This window comes from Leclercia sp. GHBNCSD (assembly GCF_055805075.1).
The window spans coordinates 2,076,216-2,098,737 of record NZ_JBQVYO010000001.1 but is presented as its reverse complement, the minus strand read 5'-3'; the positions used below and the strand labels follow the sequence as shown (position 1 = coordinate 2,098,737).

General features: G+C 55.7%; 25 protein-coding genes. 12 read left to right on the top strand and 13 right to left on the bottom strand.

The genetic code is table 11. The features are described from left to right. Positions 1–18 precede the first annotated feature (18 nt). From hslV to rraA, 4 genes are all read left to right on the top strand, one after another. Positions 19–549, top strand: coding sequence for an ATP-dependent protease subunit HslV (gene hslV, locus ACT3IC_RS10140; RefSeq protein WP_032615282.1), 531 nt, complete (start codon positions 19–21; stop codon positions 547–549). Between the two features lie 9 nt (positions 550–558). Further along, a complete protein-coding gene (gene hslU / locus ACT3IC_RS10135; RefSeq protein WP_103177504.1) occupies positions 559–1,890 on the top strand; it encodes an HslU--HslV peptidase ATPase subunit in 1,332 nt (443 codons plus the stop codon). A 64-nt stretch (positions 1,891–1,954) separates the two neighbouring features. Then, positions 1,955–2,881 (top strand): 1,4-dihydroxy-2-naphthoate polyprenyltransferase, encoded by a 927-nt coding sequence (menA, locus tag ACT3IC_RS10130; protein WP_103177505.1) that lies wholly within the window; start codon positions 1,955–1,957, stop codon positions 2,879–2,881. Positions 2,882–2,972: 91 nt separating this feature from the next. Next, positions 2,973–3,458 (top strand): ribonuclease E activity regulator RraA, encoded by a 486-nt coding sequence (gene rraA / locus ACT3IC_RS10125; RefSeq protein ID WP_103177506.1) that lies wholly within the window; start codon positions 2,973–2,975, stop codon positions 3,456–3,458. Positions 3,459–3,493: 35 nt separating this feature from the next. Here rraA and ACT3IC_RS10120 read toward each other — a convergent pair whose 3' ends face one another. The 3 genes from ACT3IC_RS10120 to zapB form a co-directional block, all read right to left on the bottom strand. Beyond that, positions 3,494–3,820, bottom strand: a complete 327-nt coding sequence (locus tag ACT3IC_RS10120; protein ID WP_473477334.1) for a hypothetical protein — start codon at positions 3,818–3,820, stop codon at positions 3,494–3,496. Between the two features lie 59 nt (positions 3,821–3,879). Then, complete coding sequence (locus ACT3IC_RS10115; RefSeq protein ID WP_103177508.1) at positions 3,880–4,548, bottom strand: hypothetical protein; 669 nt, start codon at positions 4,546–4,548, stop codon at positions 3,880–3,882. A gap of 92 nt (positions 4,549–4,640) precedes the next feature. Next, the gene (zapB, locus tag ACT3IC_RS10110; protein ID WP_103177509.1) at positions 4,641–4,880 is read right to left on the bottom strand and encodes a septal ring assembly protein ZapB; all 240 of its coding nucleotides are present in this window, start codon (positions 4,878–4,880) and stop codon (positions 4,641–4,643) included. Between the two features lie 402 nt (positions 4,881–5,282). Here zapB and ACT3IC_RS10105 point away from each other — a divergent pair, with 402 nt between their 5' ends. The 4 genes from ACT3IC_RS10105 (at position 5,283) to fpr (ending at position 9,611) form a co-directional block, all read left to right on the top strand. Continuing rightward, a complete protein-coding gene (locus ACT3IC_RS10105; RefSeq protein ID WP_103177510.1) occupies positions 5,283–6,128 on the top strand; it encodes an MIP/aquaporin family protein in 846 nt (281 codons plus the stop codon). 21 nt (positions 6,129–6,149) lie between these two features. Then, positions 6,150–7,661 (top strand): glycerol kinase GlpK, encoded by a 1,512-nt coding sequence (gene glpK, locus ACT3IC_RS10100; RefSeq protein ID WP_103177511.1) that lies wholly within the window; start codon positions 6,150–6,152, stop codon positions 7,659–7,661. Positions 7,662–7,757: 96 nt separating this feature from the next. After that, complete coding sequence (gene glpX, locus ACT3IC_RS10095; protein ID WP_103177512.1) at positions 7,758–8,768, top strand: class II fructose-bisphosphatase; 1,011 nt, start codon at positions 7,758–7,760, stop codon at positions 8,766–8,768. 96 nt (positions 8,769–8,864) lie between these two features. Further along, entirely contained in the window at positions 8,865–9,611 is a 747-nt protein-coding gene (fpr, locus tag ACT3IC_RS10090) for a ferredoxin--NADP(+) reductase (RefSeq protein ID WP_159340301.1), read from the top strand. On the opposite strand, the gene ACT3IC_RS10085 is transcribed toward fpr, so the two are convergent. Further along, positions 9,612–10,031 carry a DUF805 domain-containing protein gene (locus tag ACT3IC_RS10085; RefSeq protein ID WP_159340300.1) on the bottom strand — a complete coding sequence of 140 codons (420 nt, stop codon included), beginning with the start codon at positions 10,029–10,031 and terminating at the stop codon, positions 9,612–9,614. 113 nt (positions 10,032–10,144) lie between these two features. Between ACT3IC_RS10085 and ACT3IC_RS10080 the strand changes: the two genes are divergently transcribed. Both ACT3IC_RS10080 and tpiA read left to right on the top strand, forming a co-directional pair. Then, entirely contained in the window at positions 10,145–10,741 is a 597-nt protein-coding gene (locus tag ACT3IC_RS10080; RefSeq protein WP_103177515.1) for a DUF1454 family protein, read from the top strand. A 110-nt stretch (positions 10,742–10,851) separates the two neighbouring features. Continuing rightward, positions 10,852–11,619: a triose-phosphate isomerase gene (tpiA, locus tag ACT3IC_RS10075; protein ID WP_103177516.1), complete on the top strand. Its 768-nt coding sequence runs from the start codon at positions 10,852–10,854 to the stop codon at positions 11,617–11,619. Between the two features lie 81 nt (positions 11,620–11,700). On the opposite strand, the gene ACT3IC_RS10070 is transcribed toward tpiA, so the two are convergent. The 6 genes from ACT3IC_RS10070 to cpxP form a co-directional block, all read right to left on the bottom strand. After that, positions 11,701–13,005, bottom strand: coding sequence for an SLC13 family permease (locus tag ACT3IC_RS10070; RefSeq protein ID WP_103177517.1), 1,305 nt, complete (start codon positions 13,003–13,005; stop codon positions 11,701–11,703). A 58-nt stretch (positions 13,006–13,063) separates the two neighbouring features. Next, positions 13,064–13,822, bottom strand: coding sequence for a CDP-diacylglycerol diphosphatase (locus tag ACT3IC_RS10065; protein WP_103177518.1), 759 nt, complete (start codon positions 13,820–13,822; stop codon positions 13,064–13,066). Between the two features lie 110 nt (positions 13,823–13,932). After that, positions 13,933–14,922, bottom strand: coding sequence for a sulfate ABC transporter substrate-binding protein (locus ACT3IC_RS10060; RefSeq protein WP_103177519.1), 990 nt, complete (start codon positions 14,920–14,922; stop codon positions 13,933–13,935). 214 nt (positions 14,923–15,136) lie between these two features. Further along, the gene (pfkA, locus tag ACT3IC_RS10055) at positions 15,137–16,099 is read right to left on the bottom strand and encodes a 6-phosphofructokinase (RefSeq protein WP_103177520.1); all 963 of its coding nucleotides are present in this window, start codon (positions 16,097–16,099) and stop codon (positions 15,137–15,139) included. A gap of 175 nt (positions 16,100–16,274) precedes the next feature. Further along, the gene (gene fieF / locus ACT3IC_RS10050) at positions 16,275–17,180 is read right to left on the bottom strand and encodes a CDF family cation-efflux transporter FieF (RefSeq protein ID WP_103177521.1); all 906 of its coding nucleotides are present in this window, start codon (positions 17,178–17,180) and stop codon (positions 16,275–16,277) included. Positions 17,181–17,333: 153 nt separating this feature from the next. Next, positions 17,334–17,834, bottom strand: a complete 501-nt coding sequence (gene cpxP / locus ACT3IC_RS10045; protein ID WP_103177522.1) for a cell-envelope stress modulator CpxP — start codon at positions 17,832–17,834, stop codon at positions 17,334–17,336. A 150-nt stretch (positions 17,835–17,984) separates the two neighbouring features. On the opposite strand from cpxP, the gene cpxR reads away from it, so the two are divergent. Both cpxR and cpxA read left to right on the top strand, forming a co-directional pair. Then, positions 17,985–18,683 (top strand): envelope stress response regulator transcription factor CpxR, encoded by a 699-nt coding sequence (gene cpxR / locus ACT3IC_RS10040; RefSeq protein ID WP_039032144.1) that lies wholly within the window; start codon positions 17,985–17,987, stop codon positions 18,681–18,683. Further along, positions 18,680–20,053 (top strand): envelope stress sensor histidine kinase CpxA, encoded by a 1,374-nt coding sequence (cpxA, locus tag ACT3IC_RS10035; protein WP_103177523.1) that lies wholly within the window; start codon positions 18,680–18,682, stop codon positions 20,051–20,053. The genes cpxR and cpxA overlap by 4 nt, the downstream gene beginning before the upstream one ends. A 33-nt stretch (positions 20,054–20,086) precedes the next feature. Here the strand turns inward: cpxA and yiiM are convergent, their stop codons facing one another. The 3 genes from yiiM to rhaR form a co-directional block, all read right to left on the bottom strand. Beyond that, entirely contained in the window at positions 20,087–20,770 is a 684-nt protein-coding gene (yiiM, locus tag ACT3IC_RS10030) for a 6-hydroxyaminopurine reductase (RefSeq protein ID WP_103177524.1), read from the bottom strand. Positions 20,771–20,836: 66 nt separating this feature from the next. Beyond that, complete coding sequence (sodA, locus tag ACT3IC_RS10025; RefSeq protein WP_103177525.1) at positions 20,837–21,457, bottom strand: superoxide dismutase [Mn]; 621 nt, start codon at positions 21,455–21,457, stop codon at positions 20,837–20,839. A gap of 185 nt (positions 21,458–21,642) precedes the next feature. Continuing rightward, positions 21,643–22,491, bottom strand: coding sequence for an HTH-type transcriptional activator RhaR (gene rhaR, locus ACT3IC_RS10020; protein WP_103177526.1), 849 nt, complete (start codon positions 22,489–22,491; stop codon positions 21,643–21,645). Between the last annotated feature and the right edge of the window lie 31 nt (positions 22,492–22,522).

Genomic DNA, 22,522 nt, shown 5'->3' with positions numbered 1-22,522 from the left:
TAACCAGGGGGTCTGCTCGTGACAACAATAGTAAGTGTACGCCGTAACGGCCAGGTGGTGATTGCCGGTGATGGCCAGGCCACGCTGGGTAATACCGTCATGAAAGGCAACGTGAAAAAAGTGCGTCGTCTGTATAACGACAAAGTGATCGCCGGTTTTGCGGGCGGTACTGCGGACGCCTTCACGCTGTTTGAGCTGTTTGAACGTAAACTGGAAATGCATCAGGGCCATCTGGTGAAAGCTGCCGTTGAGCTGGCGAAAGACTGGCGTACCGACCGTATGCTGCGCAAGCTGGAAGCACTGCTGGCGGTGGCCGATGAAAATGCCTCGCTGATCATCACCGGTAACGGTGACGTGGTGCAGCCAGAAAATGACCTGATTGCTATCGGTTCCGGTGGCCCGTACGCCCAGGCCGCCGCCCGCGCGCTGTTGGAAAACTCCGATCTGGGCGCACGCGATATCGCTGTGAAGGCGTTGGATATTGCAGGTGATATCTGCATCTATACCAACCACTTCCACACCATCGAAGAATTGCCGTCTAAGGCGTAAGGATTTCTCATGTCTGAAATGACCCCACGCGAAATTGTCAGCGAACTGAACAAACACATCATCGGCCAGGATAACGCCAAGCGTTCTGTGGCAATTGCCCTGCGTAACCGCTGGCGTCGTATGCAGTTGGATGAAGTGCTGCGCCATGAAGTGACGCCAAAAAACATTCTGATGATCGGCCCAACCGGTGTTGGTAAAACCGAAATCGCCCGTCGTCTGGCTAAACTGGCCAACGCACCATTCATCAAAGTCGAAGCGACCAAGTTCACCGAAGTGGGCTATGTCGGTAAAGAAGTGGACTCTATCATCCGCGATCTGACCGACTCTGCCATTAAGATGGTCCGCGTCCAGTCCATCGAAAAAAACCGCTATCGCGCTGAAGAGATGGCGGAAGAGCGCGTGCTGGATGTGCTGATCCCACCGGCGAAAAACAACTGGGGCCAGGCAGAACAGCCTGCTGAGCCATCCGCTGCGCGCCAGGCGTTCCGCAAAAAACTGCGTGAAGGCCAGCTGGATGACAAAGAGATTGAGATCGAGCTCGCCGCCGCGCCAATGGGCGTGGAAATTATGTCTCCGCCAGGTATGGAAGAGATGACCAGCCAGCTGCAGTCCATGTTCCAGAACCTGGGCGGGCAGAAGCAAAAGCCGCGTAAGCTGAAAATCAAAGACGCGATGAAGCTGCTGATTGAAGAAGAAGCGGCGAAGCTGGTAAACCCGGAAGAGCTGAAGCAGGACGCTATCGACGCGGTTGAACAGCACGGTATCGTGTTTATCGATGAGATCGATAAAATCTGTAAGCGCGGCGAATCCTCCGGCCCGGACGTTTCCCGTGAAGGCGTACAGCGCGATCTGCTGCCGCTGGTTGAAGGCTGCACCGTCTCCACCAAGCACGGCATGGTGAAAACCGATCACATTTTATTTATCGCCTCTGGCGCGTTCCAGGTTGCCAAGCCGTCGGATCTGATCCCGGAACTGCAGGGCCGTCTGCCGATCCGCGTTGAGCTGCAGGCGCTAACCACCGAAGACTTCGAGCGCATCCTGACCGAACCAAACGCCTCCATCACCGTGCAGTACAAAGCGCTGATGGCGACCGAAGGGGTGAATATTGAGTTCACCGAAGACGGGATCAAGCGTATCGCCCAGGCCGCATGGCAGGTTAACGAGACCACCGAAAACATCGGTGCGCGTCGTCTGCATACCGTGCTGGAACGCCTGATGGAAGATATCTCTTATGATGCGAGCGACCTGAATGGTCAAAGCATTAAAATTGATGCCGACTATGTGAGTAAGCACCTTGATGCTTTAGTAGCAGATGAAGATCTGAGCCGTTTTATCCTATAATCGCGGCAATTGCATTTTCATCACAAATGATGGGGCTGAAAGGCCCCATTTTTATTGGCACATAATTACTATGACTGAAATCAGCCGTACGCAGGCCTGGCTGGAAAGCCTGCGTCCTAAAACGCTCCCTCTCGCCTTCGCCGCCATTATTGTTGGCACTACCCTCGCGTGGTGGCAGGGGCATTTCGACCCGCTGGTGGCTGCCCTGGCGCTGCTGACCGCCGGGCTTCTGCAAATTCTCTCTAACCTCGCTAACGATTACGGGGATGCCGTCAAGGGCAGCGATAAGCCCGACCGCATCGGGCCATTGCGGGGAATGCAGAAAGGGGTGATCACCCAGGAGGAGATGAAACGGGCGCTGATTATCACCGTCGCGCTGATCTGTCTTTCCGGGATTGCGCTGGTGCTGGTGGCCTGTAAAACCCCGGCGGATGCGGTCGGCTTCCTCGTGCTCGGTCTGCTGGCGATTGTCGCGGCCATCACCTATACCGTCGGCACCCGCCCTTACGGTTACATCGGGCTGGGGGATATCTCCGTGCTGGTCTTCTTCGGCTGGCTGAGCGTGATGGGCAGCTGGTATCTGCAGGCGCACTCGTTAATTCCTGCCCTGTTCCTGCCAGCCACCGCCTGCGGCATGCTGGCGACGGCGGTGCTGAATATCAACAACCTGCGCGATATCGACAGCGATCGTCAGAACGGTAAAAACACCCTGGCGGTGCGGTTAGGCGCGGTGAATGCGCGCCGTTACCATGCCTGCCTGCTGATGGGTGCCCTGCTCTGTCTGGCGCTGTTTAACCTGCTTTCCCTGCACAGCCTGTGGGGCTGGCTGTTTGTGCTCGCCACGCCGCTGCTGGTTAAACAGGCGCGCTACGTGATGCGCGAGCAGAGCGCCTCGGCCATGCCGCCAATGCTGGAACGCACGGTAAAAGGCGCACTGCTGACTAACCTGTTGTTCGTGATAGGGATTATTCTTAGTCAGACGCTAAATTAGCTGACAAATATCAATTAACAATTGATGATTTTGCCAACAATGCAATTCGCGCGATATACTGAAAACACTCGCAGCAACTGAACTTAAGCCTATGAAATACGATACCTCCGAGCTTTGTGACATCTACCAGGAAGATGTCAACGTCGTAGAACCGCTGTTTTCCAACTTTGGAGGACGGTCGTCGTTTGGCGGACAGATCATCACGGTGAAATGTTTTGAGGACAACGGGTTGCTGTACGATCTGCTCGAACAGAACGGCCGTGGACGCATTCTGCTGGTTGATGGCGGCGGCTCCGTGCGTCGCGCGTTAATCGATGCAGAACTTGCCCGTCTCGCCACCCAGAACGAGTGGGAAGGCATTGTGGTCTATGGCGCGGTGCGTCAGGTGGATGACCTCGAAGAGCTGGACATCGGCATTCAGGCGATTGCCGCTATTCCGGTAGGTGCCGCAGGTGATGGCATTGGCGAAAGCGACGTGCGCGTCAATTTCGGCGGGGTGACCTTCTTCTCCGGCGACCATCTTTATGCCGATAATACCGGCATTATCCTGTCTGAAGATCCGCTGGATATTGAGTAGAAAAAAAGGCCATCTGTTATGTAGATGGCCTTTTTTTAATTATCTTTATTCGTATCGTAATGAGTAATGTGGAGTTCAAACACCCCCTTCTTTTCCTCTACCGCTATGCTCATTGTTGCATGACGATCCGGATAGTTATCAATCCAGGTTTCAAGCTTTTCGTGCATCCTCTGAAGATCACTCTTTTGGATACCGGTGAAAGTGAGTGTACTGATCTGCAAACCACTCCCTTCAACGGTTTGCTTCGTGAAATACCAGTTTTCTGTGATCCTTGGTGCATCCTTGAGTGGTTTGGGCGTTAATAAGTAATATTGAATTAGATTGCCTTGTTTATAATATTCATCAGAAAAGATTCTGGTCATTATTACGCAATAGAGCACGGCCACCAGAACGAATAGAAAAATGATGACATGCCTACATTTCATATACGAACCTCCCTGACGACGGAAGGATCAGATACTGGCACAATAGAATCCATAAATGCAGGCAAATGGCCCGGGAATGGTTGGTGTTTTAGGCGCTTATCCTTAGGGTCTGGAAACAGTAAGGGAAGGACACTTTTATTTTTAAATTGCCCAACGGGGCCATAGTAGTCCCAGATGCGATAAGCTTTCTCTTTGGAACAAATGTCCAGGAAAGGTGTGTAATCTGCATAGTTAACGGCCTGGCAGAAACCAAAAAGATTAGAAACTAAATCTTCTGCGCTGTAACCGCTATCCGTAATCAGAATATAGGGCCAAAAACCCTGCAAGGATTCAAAGCTGTGAGAAGTACTCATAAAAATGGATAAGGCGACTCCTCTTAAGACCTCTTCGCTTAAGCCTCTCCGCACTAAAAAACGTCTGTATATCCCGGTTGTCGTATTTAATCCTGCGATGTTCCTGGACATGCTTTGATGATAATGGATTTCAAACCAGTCAGCGCCTCCTGCGCCAGGCATTATCATTTGTTGCCATAATCGTTCAGCACCGAAGGGATTTGCGTGCCCTAAGTCTATCCATCCCAGATTTTCTGTATAAATGAGGCCAGAGGGAGTATTACGGGTAATATATCGGTCAGAATTATCAATAATATCGCTTCGCTTTGTCATCTCGCATTCATTATGAGTAACATGTTGAGCGATCTTATTCCTGCAAAATAAAAAAGGCATCCATTGTGGATGCCTTTTTCAGGAATTCGGAATCAGACCTCTTCCATGCGCCCGAGCAGAGCATGCAGACGATCCTGCCAGCCGTTCTGCTGTTCGCGCAGCTGGTGGTTTTCACGTTCCAGCTCTTCACGACCATGCTGAGCAGTCTGAATTTCCTGCGACAGCGCGTTGTTTTTTTCTTTCAGCTCTTCGATTTCCATCTGCAGCAGGGTGATGGTATCAATCGCCTGCTGTACTTTCGATTCCAGTTTCTCAAACACTTCTAACGACATAATGCTACCTCTCCTGAATTTGCAAGGCGACGCTTGACGTAAACGCGCACAACACCTGGTGTCGATTGTATGGAGCCCCGCCCTCCCTGTCCAGCGGCAGACCGCGCAGATTGCGGTTTGCAACACTTTTCAGTCTCCTCCTGGTGCATTCGCGCCATATACCCCTAAATTGTTAACACTTTAGTTAATAGAAAGCTTACTCCCCCTTTCGCTTACAGCAGTTCTCGCCCGCTTCATGGCGCGTTATCGCTCATTTTGTTGACGCGGCACACACATTTTAAGTTCGATATTTCTCGTTTTTGTTCGTTAACGATAAATTAACACTATGTCTACAGGACATCGTGCCGGTCATGGCGACCGTCGCGCCAACAATAACCATTAATCATTTTTCAGGATCCGATTATGAGTGAAACATCAACCTTAAAAGGCCAATGCATCGCAGAGTTCCTGGGTACTGGGTTGTTGATTTTCTTTGGCGTAGGATGTGTGGCTGCACTGAAAGTGGCGGGTGCCAGTTTCGGTCAGTGGGAAATCAGTGTGATCTGGGGTCTGGGCGTGGCGATGGCTATCTACCTGACGGCGGGTGTTTCGGGTGCGCACCTCAACCCTGCGGTCACCATCGCGCTGTGTCTGTTTGCCTGCTTCGACAAACGCAAGGTTGTGCCTTTTATTGTGGCGCAGTTTGCTGGTGCGTTTTGTGCAGCGGCGTTAGTTTACGGGCTCTATTACAATCTGTTTATCGACTTCGAGCAGACGCACCATATGGTGCGTGGCAGTACCGAAAGCCTTGAGCTGGCGGGGATCTTCTCCACCTATCCTAACCCGCACATTAACTTTGTGCAGGCCTTCGCGGTGGAGATGGTGATCACCGCCATCCTGATGGGTACCATCCTGGCGCTGACCGATGACGGCAACGGCATTCCGCGCGGTCCGCTGGCGCCGCTGTTGATTGGCCTGCTGATTGCGGTGATCGGCGCATCGATGGGACCGCTGACGGGCTTCGCCATGAACCCGGCCCGCGACATCGGACCGAAAGCTTTCGCCTTTATTGCCGGCTGGGGCGACGTTGCCTTCACCGGCGGCAAGGATATTCCTTACTTCCTGGTGCCGCTGTTCGGCCCTATTGTAGGTGCTGCGCTGGGAGCATTTGGCTATCGTAAGCTGATTGGCCGCCACCTGCCGTGCGACACCTGTGTCACAGAGGAGAAGGACGCCACCTCTGCCACACAACAAAACGCTTCGCTGTAATCTGACTACGGGACCACAACTATGACCGACAAAAAATATATCGTTGCGCTCGACCAGGGCACGACCAGCTCCCGCGCTGTCGTTATGGATCATGACGCGAACATCGTCAGCGTGTCGCAGCGCGAATTCGAGCAAATCTATCCTCGTCCAGGCTGGGTTGAACACGACCCGATGGAGATCTGGGCGTCGCAAAGCTCGACGCTGGTTGAAGTGCTGGCGAAAGCCGATATCAGTTCCGATCAGATTGCGGCAATTGGCATCACCAACCAGCGTGAAACGGCCATCGTCTGGGAACGCGAAACCGGTAAACCGATTTACAACGCCATCGTCTGGCAGTGCCGCCGCACAGCGGACATCTGCGAGAAGCTCAAGCGCGACGGCATGGAAGAGTACGTGCGTAGCGCCACTGGCCTGGTGGTGGACCCCTACTTCTCCGGCACCAAGGTAAAATGGATCCTCGACCACGTCGAAGGCTCTCGTGAGCGTGCCAAACGCGGTGAACTGCTGTTCGGCACCGTGGACACCTGGCTTATCTGGAAGATGACCCAGGGGCGCGTCCACGTCACCGACTACACCAACGCCTCGCGCACCATGCTGTTCAACATCCACGATCTGGACTGGGATGACAAAATGCTGGACGCGCTGGACATCCCGCGCGCCATGCTGCCGCAGGTACGTAAGTCGTCTGAAGTGTACGGTCAGACCAACATCGGCGGTAAAGGCGGCACCCGTATTCCAATCGCCGGGATCGCCGGTGACCAGCAGGCGGCGCTGTTTGGCCAGCTGTGCGTGAAAGAAGGGATGGCGAAAAATACCTACGGCACCGGCTGCTTTATGCTGATGAACACCGGCGAGAAGGCAGTGAAATCGGAGCATGGCCTGCTGACGACTATCGCCTGCGGCCCGCGCGGCGAGGTGAATTACGCGCTTGAAGGCGCAGTGTTTATGGCCGGAGCCTCTATCCAGTGGCTGCGCGATGAGATGAAGCTTATCAGCGACGCCTTCGACTCGGAGTATTTCGCCACCAAGGTGAAAGACACCAACGGCGTGTACGTCGTGCCGGCCTTTACCGGGCTGGGCGCGCCCTACTGGGATCCCTATGCCCGCGGGGCGATTTTCGGCCTGACGCGTGGGGTAAACTCTAACCACATCATCCGCGCCACGCTGGAGTCGATTGCCTATCAGACCCGTGACGTGCTGGAAGCGATGCAGGCTGACTCCGGCATTCGTCTGCACGCCCTGCGCGTGGATGGCGGCGCAGTGGCAAACAACTTCCTGATGCAGTTCCAGTCCGACATTCTGGGTACCCGCGTGGAACGCCCGGAAGTGCGTGAAGTGACGGCGCTGGGTGCGGCCTATCTTGCCGGCCTGGCGGTTGGCTTCTGGCAGAACCTGGACGAACTGCAGGAGAAAGCGGTCATCGAGCGCGAATTCCGTCCGGGTATCGAAACCACCGAGCGTAACTACCGTTATAGCGGCTGGAAAAAAGCCGTGAAACGCGCGCTGGCCTGGGAAGAGCACGACGAGTCATAATACCTCCCCCTCACCCCGTCGGGGTGAGGGGTCCAAACCGCCTCTCCCACTCTGTGATAAACTTCGTGCAATTCCTTTTGATTGCACGAGTATCTGATGAAACGTGAACTTGCTATCGAGTTTTCCCGCGTAACCGAGGCCGCCGCTCTGGCAGGCTACAAGTGGCTTGGCCGTGGTGATAAAAATACTGCTGACGGCGCAGCCGTCCATGCCATGCGCATCATGCTTAACCAGGTCAACATCGATGGCACCATCGTGATTGGTGAAGGTGAGATCGACGAAGCCCCCATGCTGTTCATCGGTGAAAAAGTCGGTACCGGTAACGGCGATGCGGTGGATATCGCGGTAGACCCCATTGAAGGCACCCGCATGACGGCCATGGGCCAGGCTAACGCCCTGGCAGTACTGGCGGTGGGCGATAAAGGCACCTTCCTCAACGCGCCCGATATGTATATGGAGAAGCTGATTGTCGGCCCTGGCGCAAAAGGGGTCATCGACCTCAATCTGCCGCTGGCGGAAAACCTGCGTAATATCGCCGCCGCGCTTAATAAGCCTCTTGGCGAACTGACGGTCACCATTCTGGCGAAACCGCGTCACGATGCGGTCATCGCCCAGATGCAGCAGTTAGGCGTGCGCGTCTTTGCTATCCCCGATGGCGACGTGGCGGCCTCCATCCTCACCTGCATGCCGGACAGCGAAGTCGACGTGCTGTACGGTATCGGCGGCGCACCGGAGGGGGTGGTTTCTGCCGCGGTGATCCGCGCCCTCGACGGCGATATGCATGGCCGTCTGCTGGCCCGTCATGACGTAAAAGGCGATAGCGAAGAGAACCGCCGCATCGGTGAGCAGGAGCTGGCCCGCTGCGCGGCGATGGGGATTGCAGCCAATACCGTGCTGCGTCTGGATGATATGGCGCGCAGCGATAACGTTATCTTCTCGGCGACCGGCATCACCAAAGGCGATCTACTGGACGGCATCAGCCGCAAAGGCAATATGGCGACCACCGAAACGCTGCTGATCCGCGGTAAATCACGCACCATTCGCCGCATCCAGTCGATTCACTATCTCGACCGTAAAGATCCGGACGTGCAGACCCACATTCTGTAAAACCGTTTGATCAATAGAGCTTTCCGGCCCGCCTGGGCTGGAAATCTCCCTCTCAGGTAAGGAAGATAGAACCCGAGATCAGTACAGGAGAACATCATGGCAGACTGGGTAACAGGTAAAGTCAAAAAGGTAGAGTTCTGGACCGATGCGCTATTTAGCCTCACCGTACATGCGCCCATCCAGCCTTTCACGGCCGGGCAATTTGCCAAGCTGGGGCTGGAGATCGACGGCGAACGCGTGCAGCGCGCCTACTCCTATGTCAACGCGCCGGATAACCCGGATCTCGAGTTCTACCTTGTCACCGTTCCCGATGGCAAACTCAGCCCGCGCCTGGCGGCACTGAAACCCGACGATGAGATCCAGATTGTCAGCGAAGCCGCAGGCTTCTTCGTGCTGGATGAAGTGCCAGACTGCGAGACGCTGTGGATGCTGGCAACCGGTACCGCCATCGGCCCTTACCTGTCGATCCTGCAATACGGGCAGGACCTGGATCGCTTTAAAAATATCGTTCTCGTGCATGCCGCGCGCTACGCCGCAGACCTGAGCTACCTGCCGCTGATGCAGGAACTGCAGAAGCGTTATGAAGGGAAAGTGAAAATCCAGACGGTAGTGAGCCGTGAAACGGTGGCGGGATCGCTCCACGGGCGCGTACCGGCCCTGATTGAAAATGGCGAGCTGGAAGCCGCCGTGGGTCTGAAGATGGAGGCCGACACCAGCCACGTGATGCTGTGTGGCAACCCGCAAATGGTGCGTGATACCCAACAGCTCCTGAAAGAGACCCGGCAAATGACCAAGCATTTACGCCGTCGGCCGGGCCATATGACCGCAGAACATTACTGGTAATTAGCGGTACTTTACGTCGATCGTATCTTTACCATATTTATTCTCGCCCTGGGTGCCCACAAACGCGCCCAGGTCGACAATGATCATCACAAAAATAATGGTAGGGAGCAGCCTGCCCACCACCCACGGCAGCATGGAGGGCAGCATCGACCAGTTGCCGGCCAGCAGCATCCACGCCAGTATCACCAGCAGCGCCCACAACCCCGAACGCCCACGATCGTGCAGCCGTTTTACTAACACCGCCGCGGTCGGCCACAGCAGCGACACCAGCGCGAAGGCCGCCGTCTGGGTGCTCAGCCAGGCGTTATTGGCAAAAATAAACAGAGCCAGCATGGCGACAATCCATACGCCAATCCAGATCCAGAAATCACGGCGTCCAATACGCCCTTTGAATGAAAACAACCACTGCTGTATGGTCATGTCAGGTTCCTGAGAGTCATCGCGGCGCGTAGTTTACCCTGGAGTCGCCTCCTTTTGACAAGCCAGCCGGATCCCGTTTTAATCGTGGGCAGTAACATTCAGAGACTTTATTGATGAAGATGTGGTTTCACCTTATTTGGCTGGGTTTAACACTGTTGGGTGCAAGCGCACCTCTGCATGCTGCTGAGACTTCCGTATCGGCTACCGCACCCTATGTGATGCCGGGCGCGCCGACCTTTGATCAGTCTATCAGCCTGTTCCGTGAAGCTTTCAATCAGGATAATCCAAAGCTGCCGCTCAATGAGTTTCGCTCCATTGATGGCACCCGCGACACCCCGAACCTGACCCGGGCTGCCAGCAAAATTAATGAGAATTTGTACGCCTCGACGGCGCTTGAGCGCGGAACCCTCAAAATCAAGAGTATGCAGATTACCTGGCTGCCGATTCAGGGGCCGGAGCAGAAAGCCGCCAAAGCTAAAGCGCTGGAGTATATGAGCGCCATTTTACGCGCCTTTACCCCTGCCCTGACCAAAGCCCAAAGCCAGCAAAAGCTGCAAAAGCTCCTCACAGCTGGTAAAAACAAGCGCTATTACGCCGAAACGGAAGGCGCGGTTCGCTATGTCGTGGCAGATAACGGCGAAAAGGGGCTGACCTTCGCTGTTGAACCGATTAAGCTGGCGCTATCTGAGGCACTCGGCGGGTCGAATTAATGACAAAAAGCAAAGCCTTTCGAGGGAAAATCTCTATACTGATTCACAGACCATGCTGCCCTGTTGGGCGGCCATATTCCTTAATTCGCTCTTGAGCGTGGAGAATTGAAATGCGACATCCTTTAGTGATGGGTAACTGGAAACTGAACGGCAGCCGCCACATGGTAAACGAGCTGGTAGCTAACCTGCGTAAAGAGCTGGCTGGTGTGACTGGCTGTGCTGTTGCTATCGCTCCGCCGGATATGTACCTGGATATGGCTAAGAAAGCGGCTGACGGCAGCCACATCGTTCTGGGTGCCCAGAACGTTGACGTTAACCTGTCTGGCGCGTTCACCGGTGAAACCTCCGCTGAAATGCTGAAAGATATCGGCGCAAAATACATCATCATCGGCCACTCTGAGCGTCGTACCTACCACAAAGAGTCCGACGAGTTCATCGCGAAGAAATTCGCTGTGCTGAAAGAGCAGGGTCTGATCCCGGTTCTGTGCATCGGTGAAACCGAAGCAGAAAACGAAGCGGGCAAAACCGAAGAAGTCTGTGCACGTCAGATCGACGCAGTCCTGACCACTCAGGGCGCAAGCGCGTTCGAAGGTGCGGTCATTGCTTACGAGCCAGTATGGGCGATCGGTACCGGCAAATCTGCCACCCCAGCACAGGCTCAGGCCGTTCACAAATTCATCCGTGACCACATTGCGAAAGCAGACGCGAAAGTTGCTGAGCAAGTGATCATCCAGTACGGCGGTTCCGTAAACGCATCTAACGCAGCAGAACTGTTCACCCAGCCGGACATCGACGGCGCGCTGGTTGGCGGCGCATCCCTGAAAGCAGACGCTTTCGCGGTGATCGTTAAAGCAGCAGAAGCAGCGAAACAGGCGTAAGAGCATCTGTGGCGGGTGGCGCTTCGCTGACCCGCCCTACGATACTCCAGGCCCGGTAAGCGCCAGCGCTACCGGGCTTTTTTACAGCCGTCCCAGCAGGCTAAACCACAGATAATCCAGCGGCAATAGCACCAGATAGGTTGCCACCGCCAGCGCCAGACAGAGCAGCATCCCCGCCCGCGCAGGCACTCTTCCCAGCCCCATCGCCACCACAATCGGCGACGCCTGATACGGCAGCAGCGGCGTGGAATACCCCAGCACCTGAATCATAATCACCGACAGCAGCGGAAAGCCGGTGGCGTCCGAGAAGCTTTGCGCCAGGGTGGTATACAGCGCCGGTACGCCGTTGGCGGTCATAATGAAATTCAGGGCGGTGGTGATGCCGGTCAGGGCCAGGAAACTGGTGAACGGCGCATCGGCATCCAGGGGCATTACCCGCATCAGTGCCTCGCCCACGGCACTGCCAATACCGGTTTGCGTCACGGTGATCGCCAGCCCGAGAATACCCGCCACATAAATACAGGTGCGCATATTCACCCCCGCCGAGAATTCATCCCCGGTGATAAAGCCAACCCGCGGCAGCATCACCACAATCGACGCCGCAAGCCCGGTCCATGCCGGTCCAATGCCGTGCCAGCTTTCGGTTACCCACATCACCAGCACCACCGCCAGCAGCCAGGCGAGGCGCTTTTCGTCGCGGCCCATCGGCTCTGGCGGGGTCAAATCCTTCACCGGTTTTGGCGCGCCGGGGAACAGCCAGCAGATCAGGCCGATCAGGACCAGACCCTTGAGAATACCCAGCACCGGAGTATGCAGCAGCAGGTACGGAACATAGTTAAGATGGATGCCGTAAGAGCCTTCCGCCGCCCCGCTCATCACCAGGTTAGGAACGTTGGCCGGAAGGATGGTGGCCGAAAGCTGGAAGGTGCCAAACCCCACCGCCAGCGCCAGGCCGAACCACGCCCGGGAGCCGTCGGCAATGCCCGCCCGCTTCGCCATCGCCGCCACGATGGGCATCAGCAGCGCAATACGCCCCATATTGGAGGGCATCACAAACGCCAGCGCATAGGTGAGCAGCACTACGCTTGCCACCATCAGCGGCCAGGAGTCGGTCAGCCTGGCCGACAGCGCCCGCGCCGCCCTGTCCGCCAGCCCGGTTTTGCGGATCGCCACCCCCAGCACAAATCCGCTGAACACCAGCCAGAACGCTGACGAGGCAAAACCGCCAAAAATCACCTCCGGCGGGGCGATACGCGCGATCATCGCCGCGGTAAAGAACAGCAGCGCAGTGAGGAATTCCGGCAACAGCGAGGTGGCCCACAGGATGATGGTGACGACGATAATCAGCGAGGGCAGAAACAGCGGGTGAGTGAACCAGAGCGACATGCCTGTCTCCTGTAGAATTTTTCAGCAAGTCTACGGCGACAGGCAGGGCGAGTAAACGCTATTTATGGTGGGGTTCATTCAGGATAGTGCATTGATGATCCTGCAATTCCTCAGCAGAAGCGCGGTTAAGCGCCAGCAAATTGCGCGCCGTTGCCAGTAATACAAACGATCCGTCCGCCTGCTGCGCCATCGCCAGCGCAAAACGCCCCATATGGTCGCGCGCTTCCGGCAGCTCTTCTGCCAGCATCATAAACGGGCTGCGTTTCACCAGCTCCGCTTCCGTCACCCGACGCGCCAGGTATTCATGCCCCTCCAGCCCACCGGGGAACGGCAGCCACTGGGTGCTGATTTGCCCCTGACTAACATTGAGCTTCTCGCGCACGTCCGGGCGCAGGCAGGAGATATGGATATGAAAATGGTTTTGCGTGCGGCCGGTCGGGGAGTTGATGGTCAGTGAAACTGCACTGTCGGGCACGTTGCTCCCCCGCTTCATGCTCATAAAGTGGCGCGACTGCCACGCCAGCCAGAAGAAATTGGGCGTATGAGCCTCGGTCAGGAGCGGGCTTTCGGTACCGTTGATGCGGTACGTGGGCATCAGCAGATATTGCAGCGGCCCGTTGCGATCTTTAAACACCACATATCCCGCATCCGTTTTTACCAGCGCACAGGGCGCCGGGTTACGGTTCTGCATCTGACCAGGCACACACTGGTCGAGAACGATATGCCGCAGCGCGTTTGGGTTACCCGCTTTCAGCCAGAACCCGCCACCTGCCGCGAGCGCAATCACAACCAGTACCAACACGATTATTTTTTTCACAGCGCATTCCCTGTATCCACCTGACGCCAAAGAGTAACGCATAAAAGTGACCAAATAAAAAACCCGGTGGATTTCTCACACCGGGTCCCGTGTCGTTCTTCAAAAAATGCTTAACGCTTGCTGATCTGATCGAAGGTGCCGCCATTCGAGAAGTGATCTTTCTGCGCTTTCGTCCAGCCGCCGAAGACCTCATCGATAGTGAAGAGCTTCAGTTTCGGGAATGTGTTCTCATATTTTTTCGCCACCGCCTCATCACGTGGCCGGTAGAAATTCTTCGCGGCAATCTCCTGGCCTTCCGGGGAGTAAAGGTATTTCAGGTAGGCTTCCGCCACGGCCTGGGTGCCTTTCTTATCCGCCACTTTATCGACCACAGAGACGGTTGGCTCAGCCAGAATGGATTCGCTTGGGGTGACAATTTCAAATTTGTCTTTACCCAGCTCGTTCGCCGCCAGCAGCGCTTCGTTTTCCCAGGCAATCAGCACGTCACCAATGCCGCGTTCAACGAAGGTGTTGGTTGCGCCGCGTGCGCCGGAATCCAGCACTTCGACGTTTTTAAACAGCGCTTTCACGAAATCCTGCGCTTTAGCCTGATCGCCATTGTTCTGGTGCAGGGCGTAACCCCAGGCTGCCAGGTAGTTCCAGCGTGCGCCGCCAGAGCTTTTTGGGTTTGGAGTGATGACCGATACGCCCGGCTTAACCAGATCGTTCCAGTCATGAATCTGTTTCGGGTTGCCTTTGCGAACCAGGAAAACGATGGTGGAGGTATACGGCGCGGAGTTATCCGGCAGGCGTTTGATCCAGTTTTTATCGATACGGCCGCGTTCCGCGATAGCGTCCACGTCATACGCCAGCGCCAGGGTCACGACGTCGGCTTCAATGCCGTTAATCACCGAGGTCGCCTGCTTGCCGGAGCCACCGTGGGACTGGCGGATCACGACGTTATCGCCGGTTTCCTGTTTCCAGTGTGCGGCGAACGCTTTGTTGTACTGCTCGTACAGTTCACGCGTCGGATCGTAAGACACGTTCAGTAGCTGAATATCCTTTGCCAGAACGCTGGTCGATGCCAGCAATAACGTTAAACCTACGCCCCATTTATTCATCGCCCAACTCTCTTAATGTTGTGTTTGATGAATGCAGGGTGCCAGAAAGCGAACCAATGATTAAAGAATAAAAAAAGATTGGCTATAACACAGGGGAATAAAAAGAGGGTATGAGCGCACAAAAAAAGCCGGGTGGCAGCTACGCCTTACCCGGCCTACGAACCATGCTTTTGTAGGCCCGGTCAGCGCAGCGCCACCGGGCAACAGCCGCCGATCAGTACAGCTTTTTCGCGCACTCCAGCCAGTCACCTTTGAATGGACGCTTCATATTTTCAATAGCGTCGATGATGTCATGGTGAACCAGTTTTTCGTTCTGAATACCGACGCAACGACCGCCAAAGCCCTGCTGCAGCAGTTCAATCGCGTAAGCGCCCATACGGGATGCCAGGATACGGTCGTAAGGACCCGGAGAGCCGCCACGCTGGATGTGACCGAGAACGGTCGCGCGGGTTTCGCGTTTGGTTTCAGCTTCGATGTACTTCGCCAGCTCGTCAACGTCACAGATGTGCTCGGTGATGGCTACGATGGCGTGTTTTTTACCTTTAGCGATACCGGCTTTGATCTCGTTAACCAGATCTTCACGGCTGAATTCCACTTCCGGCACCACGATAAACTCACAGCCGCCGGCAATCGCCGCCGCCAGGGTCAGGTCGCCACAGTAGCGGCCCATCACTTCGACGATGGAGATACGCTGGTGAGAAGAAGAGGTGTCGCGCAGACGGTCAATCGCCTCTACCACGGTGCCCAGCGCAGTGAAGTAACCGATGGTGTAGTCGGTACCTTTGATGTCGTTGTCGATGGTGCCTGGCAGACCGATGCATGGGAAGCCCATTTCGGTCAGGCGTTTTGCCCCCATGTAGGAACCGTCACCGCCGATAACAACCAGCGCGTCCAGGCCGCGTTTTTTCATGTTCTCGATAGCCACTTCACGGATGCGCTCATCGCGGAATTCCGGGAAACGCGCGGAGCCCAGGAAGGTACCGCCACGGTTAATCATGTCGGACACGCTGTAGCGGTCGAGCTGCACCATGCGATCTTCATACAGGCCCAGATAACCGTCATAGATACCAAAAACTTCCAGACCTTCCGTCAACGCTGCGCGCACTACACCACGAATTGCTGCGTTCATGCCGGGCGCATCACCGCCGCTTGTCAACACACCGATTTTCTTAATCATGACTACCTCTGAACTTAGGAATGCAAAAATGAAATCTGTTGCCGGAAGACGTCCTATCGACCAACGAATAGTGCAAATAGTATATCAATCACTTCCCGCTGAATTGATTCAGGTCAGACCAAATGGCGGTTATTTTTCCACAAAATGCTGCCCCGGTTCACTTTTTTACAACGAATTACGAAAGCTCAAAATGTCCATTACCTGGCTTAGGTACGACTGAGCAGGGATCCTGGTGAATAATGACATCTGACCCCGGGAAACGCTGCAAAATCGCCTGCTCAACCTGTTCCGCCACCAGATGGGCCTGAACGAGCGGCAGGTTATCTTCCATTTCTAAATGAATCTGAATAAAGCGGGTCGGCCCTGACTGCCGCGTGCGAAGATCGTGAGCGCCGCTGACACCGGGCCAGGAGGTCACAATTTCAAAGATTTCATGCCGTTCTGCGTCTGGCAGTGCGCGGTCGAGCAGGGATTGCACTGCATCGTACCCCATACGCAACGCACTGTATAAAATATAGAATCCAATCCCTAACGCAAATAACGCATCGGCCCGGTGCCAGCCATACCAGGCCAGACCGAGCGCAATAAGAATCGCACCGTTCATCATAACATCAGACTGATAATGAAGCATATCCGCCCGTACCGCCTGGCTCTGCGTTTTACGCACCACCCAGCGCTGGAACGTCACCAGAATTAATGTGCTTATAAGTGCAATAACGGTAACGACCACGCCGACGCCGGGATCTTTCATCGGCGATGGGGTATATAGGTGCTGAATGCCAGTCAAAAAGAGGAACAGCGCCGAACCGGAAATAAACATGCTTTGCGCCAGCGCCGCCAGCGACTCCGCTTTGCCATGACCAAAGGTATGCTCTTCGTCCGCTGGCTGTAACGAGTAACGCACCACCCACAGGTTCGTCACCGAGGCGGCAATATCCACCAGGGAGTCTACCAGCGCCGCCAGAATACTGACCGAACCGGTATACCACCACGCGAAGATTTTAATGACTAACAGGCACGACGCCATGACCGTCGCGGCGATTGCCGCCCGGCTCACCAGCCGTCCATAGGATTGATTCATAAACACTCCTGTCACGCTATGCCGCTAGTATAACGGATGCGGAGGAGTCAATAAGATGAATAAACGGTTAACGCATTTTAATGATGGGCAAAAAAAACCCCCACATCATGTGGGGGAAGACAGGGATGGTGTCTATGGCAAGGAAAACAGGGTTTACTGGTTACTACGGGTGTTGCTACTAAAAAGCGTCGATTCAGCGTTCTTCTGCATCCGGGCAACCTCGCGCAACTGGTCCATACGTTGCTGGTGTTTCTGGTTCAAAACCGCTTGCTGCTCTGGCGTTAGCAGGTGAAACATCTGGTTGCGGACCCGGGCCATTTCGACCTGGCGGGCAACCTGTTCCTGCGCCATTTTGTTTGCCTGAGCGCGCACAGCGTTTTCGTCAAAATTTTCTGCGGTGACAAGGCGGTGCATTGTCTCCATTTCGCTAACATTAACAGGGGGCTGGTCATGACGAGCCCGCTGCATCAGATCTCGCATCTGTTGACGCTGATGTTCGGTTAAACTTATGCCGTCAAACATGTGGCCCTGGCCGTTTTGCTGCGCAATGCCCTCTGCTGAGGAACGGTTATCGCCGGTGATAGCTCCAGCAGCCTGGCTAAATGCACTAAACGCCAGCGTTGAGGCCATGACGGCAGCGGTAACTATGCGCATCACTTACTCCCAAAATCTTTCGTGTCGCGATTCAACGAGAGACAGTCTACGATTCAGGCTGCAAACATGCGTCAGGGGGTGTAAAACAACGTAAAGTCATGGATTAGATAGCCTTGATGACGTAATTTCTGCCTCGGAGGTATTTAAACAATGAATAAAATCCTGTTAGTTGATGATGACCGAGAGCTGACATCCCTTTTAAAGGAGTTGCTCGACATGGAAGGCTTTGACGTGTCGGTTGCCCATGATGGGGAGCAGGCGCTGAGTCTACTCGACGATAGCATCGACTTGCTTTTGCTCGACGTCATGATGCCGAAGAAAAACGGTATCGACACCCTTAAAGAGCTGCGCCAGACACACCAGACCCCCGTTATTATGCTGACCGCGCGCGGCAGCGAACTTGACCGCGTACTCGGCCTTGAGCTGGGCGCTGATGACTATCTGCCAAAACCGTTTAACGACCGTGAACTGGTGGCGCGTATTCGGGCGATCCTGCGCCGTTCCCACTGGAGCGAGCAGCAGCAAAACACCGACAACGGTTCACCGACGCTGGAAGTCGACTCCCTGAGCCTCAATCCAGGCCGCCAGGAAGCGAGCTTTGACGGCCAGGCGCTGGAGCTGACCGGCACCGAATTCACCCTGCTTTATCTGCTGGCGCAGCATCTGGGCCAGGTGGTGTCGCGTGAACATCTGAGCCAGGAAGTGTTGGGTAAACGCCTGACGCCGTTCGACCGCGCCATCGATATGCACATCTCGAACCTGCGCCGTAAGCTGCCGGAGCGCAAAGATGGTCACCCGTGGTTTAAAACCCTGCGTGGACGCGGCTATCTGATGGTTTCCGCTTCATGATAGGTAGCTTAACCGCCCGCATTTTCGCCATCTTCTGGCTGACGCTGGCACTGGTTTTAATGCTGGTTTTGATGTTGCCAAAACTCGACTCACGCCAGATGACGGAGCTCCTCGACAGCGAGCAACGTCAGGGTGTGATGATCGAGCAACACGTAGAAGCAGAGCTGGCCACCGATCCGCCCAATGATTTGATGTGGTGGCGCAGGCTGTTTCGCGCTATCGAAAAATGGGCGCCTCCCGGCCAACGCCTGCTGCTGGTGACCAGCGAAGGTCGCGTGATTGGTGCGGACCGCAATGAAATGCAGATCATCCGTAACTTCATTGGCCAGGCGGATAACGCCGATCACCCGCAAAAGAAAAAATATGGTCGGGTGGAGATGGTGGGGCCGTTCTCCGTCAATGACGGGGAGGATAATTATCAGCTCTACCTGATCCGCCCGGCGAGCAGCTCCCAGTCCGACTTTATCAATCTGCTGTTTGACCGCCCGCTGCTACTGCTGATTGTCACCATGCTGGTGAGTTCACCGCTGTTGTTGTGGCTCGCATGGAGCCTGGCGAAGCCGGCGCGCAAACTGAAAAACGCCGCGGATGAAGTGGCGCAGGGCAACCTGCGACAGCACCCGGAACTGGAAGCCGGGCCGCAGGAGTTCCTGGCGGCAGGGGCCAGCTTCAACCAGATGGTGACGGCGCTAGAGCGGATGATGACGACCCAGCAGCGTCTGCTTTCTGATATCTCGCACGAGCTGCGTACCCCGCTGACGCGCCTGCAACTTGGCACCGCCCTGCTGCGCCGCCGCAGTGGTGAGAGCAAGGAGCTGGAGCGTATCGAAACGGAAGCCCACCGTCTGGACAGCATGATCAACGACCTGCTGGTGATGTCACGCAATCAGCAGAAAAACGCGCTGGTCAGCGAAACGATGAAGGCTAACCACCTCTGGGGCGAAGTGCTGGATAACGCCGCCTTCGAAGCGGAGCAGATGGGTAAATCGTTCACCGTTAATTTCCCGCCGGGCCCGTGGCCGCTGTACGGTAACCCGAATGCGCTGGAAAGCGCGCTGGAGAATATCGTCCGTAACGCCCTGCGCTACTCGCATACCAAAATCGAGGTGGCGTTCTCGGTGGATAAAGACGGCATCACTATTAACGTGGATGACGATGGTCCTGGCGTCAGCCCGGAAGATCGCGAGCAGATTTTCCGTCCGTTCTACCGTACTGACGAAGCCCGCGACCGTGAATCTGGCGGCACCGGACTGGGTCTGGCGATTGTCGAAACCGCCATTCAGCAGCATCGCGGCTGGGTGAAAGCGGACGACAGCCCGCTGGGTGGATTGCGTTTAACCCTCTGGCTGCCGTTGTATAAACGTTCGTAGTTGTCGCCTGTTATGCCGGGTGGCGGCTTCGCCTTACCCGGCCTGGTTTCCCCACAATCTGCGGGAATTATTCTCGATCTTCCCGCTTAAACGCCGTTTCTGCATGGTTCTGGTCCAGCTTGTTGACAGGCCCGCCGCCGCCAGCAGACGCTGATACTGTTCGTCGTCAAACGGCATATGCCAGGCGATAGCGCAGGCGTCATGTACCGATACGTCGCTCAGGCGTGACACCAGCTTCAGGGGCGCATCCGCCGATACCTGCCCTGCCAGCACCACCCGATAGAGCCAGCCGGTTTTCGCCGCGTTCTGCATCTGCGTAGCCATATCGCTGATGCCGAAATGGAAGTTGAGTTTGAAGCACGGCGAGCGCGGCTGGGTCACCTGGATCAGGGCATCCCCCCAGCGAAAGATGTCGCCGATAAAGACGTTCTCCTCCGTCAGCCCCTCGGTTGAGAGGTTTTCGCCAAACGCCGGGGCGACAAACAGATCGGCCTGAGCGGGAAATTCCCTTGCCCAGTGCTGATAGTGCTCCCGCGGATAGTGGCACAGCGCGCGGTCGGGCCCGCCGTGGATCTTCTTTTCCGCCTGCTCGTCACCTGCCAGTCCAAGGTCGGTTAAGGTCAGCTCACCGTCGACCTGCACTTTAGCAATTGCGCTCGGGCGGCTGCCGTCGTAGTCCCTTACCTTGCCTGTAAACACATTCACCGGGTAATGCATCTCTACTCCTTCAGATACAAAAAAAGCGAGTCATCAGACTCGCTTCTCACAGAAGGCTTTGCAACCTTATTTTTTAGCAGCGAAACGTGCCGCAGCTTCGTCCCAGTTGACGACGTCCCAGAAGGCTTTGATGTAGTCCGGACGACGGTTCTGGAATTTCAGGTAGTAAGCGTGTTCCCACACGTCCAGACCCAGGATTGGGAAACCGGATGCGCCAGAGATCGCTTCGCCCATCAGCGGGGAGTCCTGGTTAGCCGTAGAGACTACCGCCAGTTTGTCGCCTTTCAGAACCAGCCACGCCCAGCCGGAGCCGAAACGGGTAGCAGCCGCTTTTTCAAACTCAGCTTTGAAGTTCTCAACGGAGCCGAAGTCGCGCTCAATAGCGGATTTCAGGTCGCCCTGCAGAGTAGTACCGGTTTTCAGGCCTTTCCAGAACAGGCTGTGGTTAGCATGGCCGCCCGCGTTGTTGCGCAGGACGGTTTTCTTGTCGGCTGGCAGTTGATCCAGTTTGGTGATCAGCTCTTCAACCGGCAGGCTCGCGAATTCTGGCAGGCTTTCCAGCGCCGCGTTGGCGTTGTTAACGTAAGTCTGGTGGTGTTTGGTGTGATGGATTTCCATCGTCTGCTTGTCGAAATGCGGCTCCAGGGCGTCGTAAGCGTACGGCAGGGATGGCAGGGTATAGCTCATAATCATCTCCATTATTGTCGGGCGGCAAACGTGTTAATGCCGCGTAAGCAGTTGGTTCATTATAGTTAATTAAATGATATTGAAAATGTTTATCAATGCCGTAGTTTTAATAAGGTTATAACTTTTCGTTATGTCACTGATCTGGCGGGGGCTGCGGAGAAGTCAGGGGTAGAGCCGGGATTCTATTACGCGGCGTTATGGCTGCGGTGGCGCCACTGAACCGGGGTCATCCCCACTTCGCGGTTAAACACCACCGAGAAGTAGTTGCTGTCCTCAAAGCCGCACTGCATCGCCACTTCACTCACCATCAGCTCGGTATGCTGCAGCAGATACTGGGCGTGGCAGATCCGCAGCTGACGCAGATAGTGGTTCACCGTCATGCCGGTCTGGGTTCGGAACTGCTGGCGCAGGGCGCGCTCGCTGCACTGCTCCTGCTCGCAAAACTTCTCCAGCACAAAGCTGCGGTTCAGGCTGCCAGACAGCGCGGTGATGAGCTTATCCAGCAGCGCTTCCGGCTCGCTGGCGGTCGGGTTGTCCGGGGCGTAGCGGTAGCGTTTGAGCATGATCACCAGCTGGGCAAACAGCAGCTCCGCCAGGTCATAGCCGTGGGGATCGTCCTTCAGGCTCTCCTGCTCCAGTTGGGCAATGATCTGGCGCACCTGAGTCATACCGTTGCTGCCAAGCCGCCAGTGTGGTGCTCCGCGGGCGTTCATAAAGCCGGGGATGTTGGCTCCCCAGTCCACGTTGAGCTTCAGCCGGTCGGGGCAGTAGATGATGTTCTGCAGCACCAGATCGTTCACCGAGGCGTAGGCGTGTTTGTCTTCCGCGCGGATGTAAAACAGGTCACCGCGGGTAATACGGTAGGGGCGATCGTTGAGGATATGCAGGCCGTTGCCGCGCCACACCAGCACCAGCTCGCAGAAGTCGTGGGTATGTTCGGCAAAGACATTCTGCGGATAGCGGTCCGCCACCGCGACGGCCTGAGCAGCGGATGCAAAAAAATCGGCTCTGCGAAGAATCAACTGTCCTGCCACGTCACAACCTCACCGGGGAATAACCTGACAT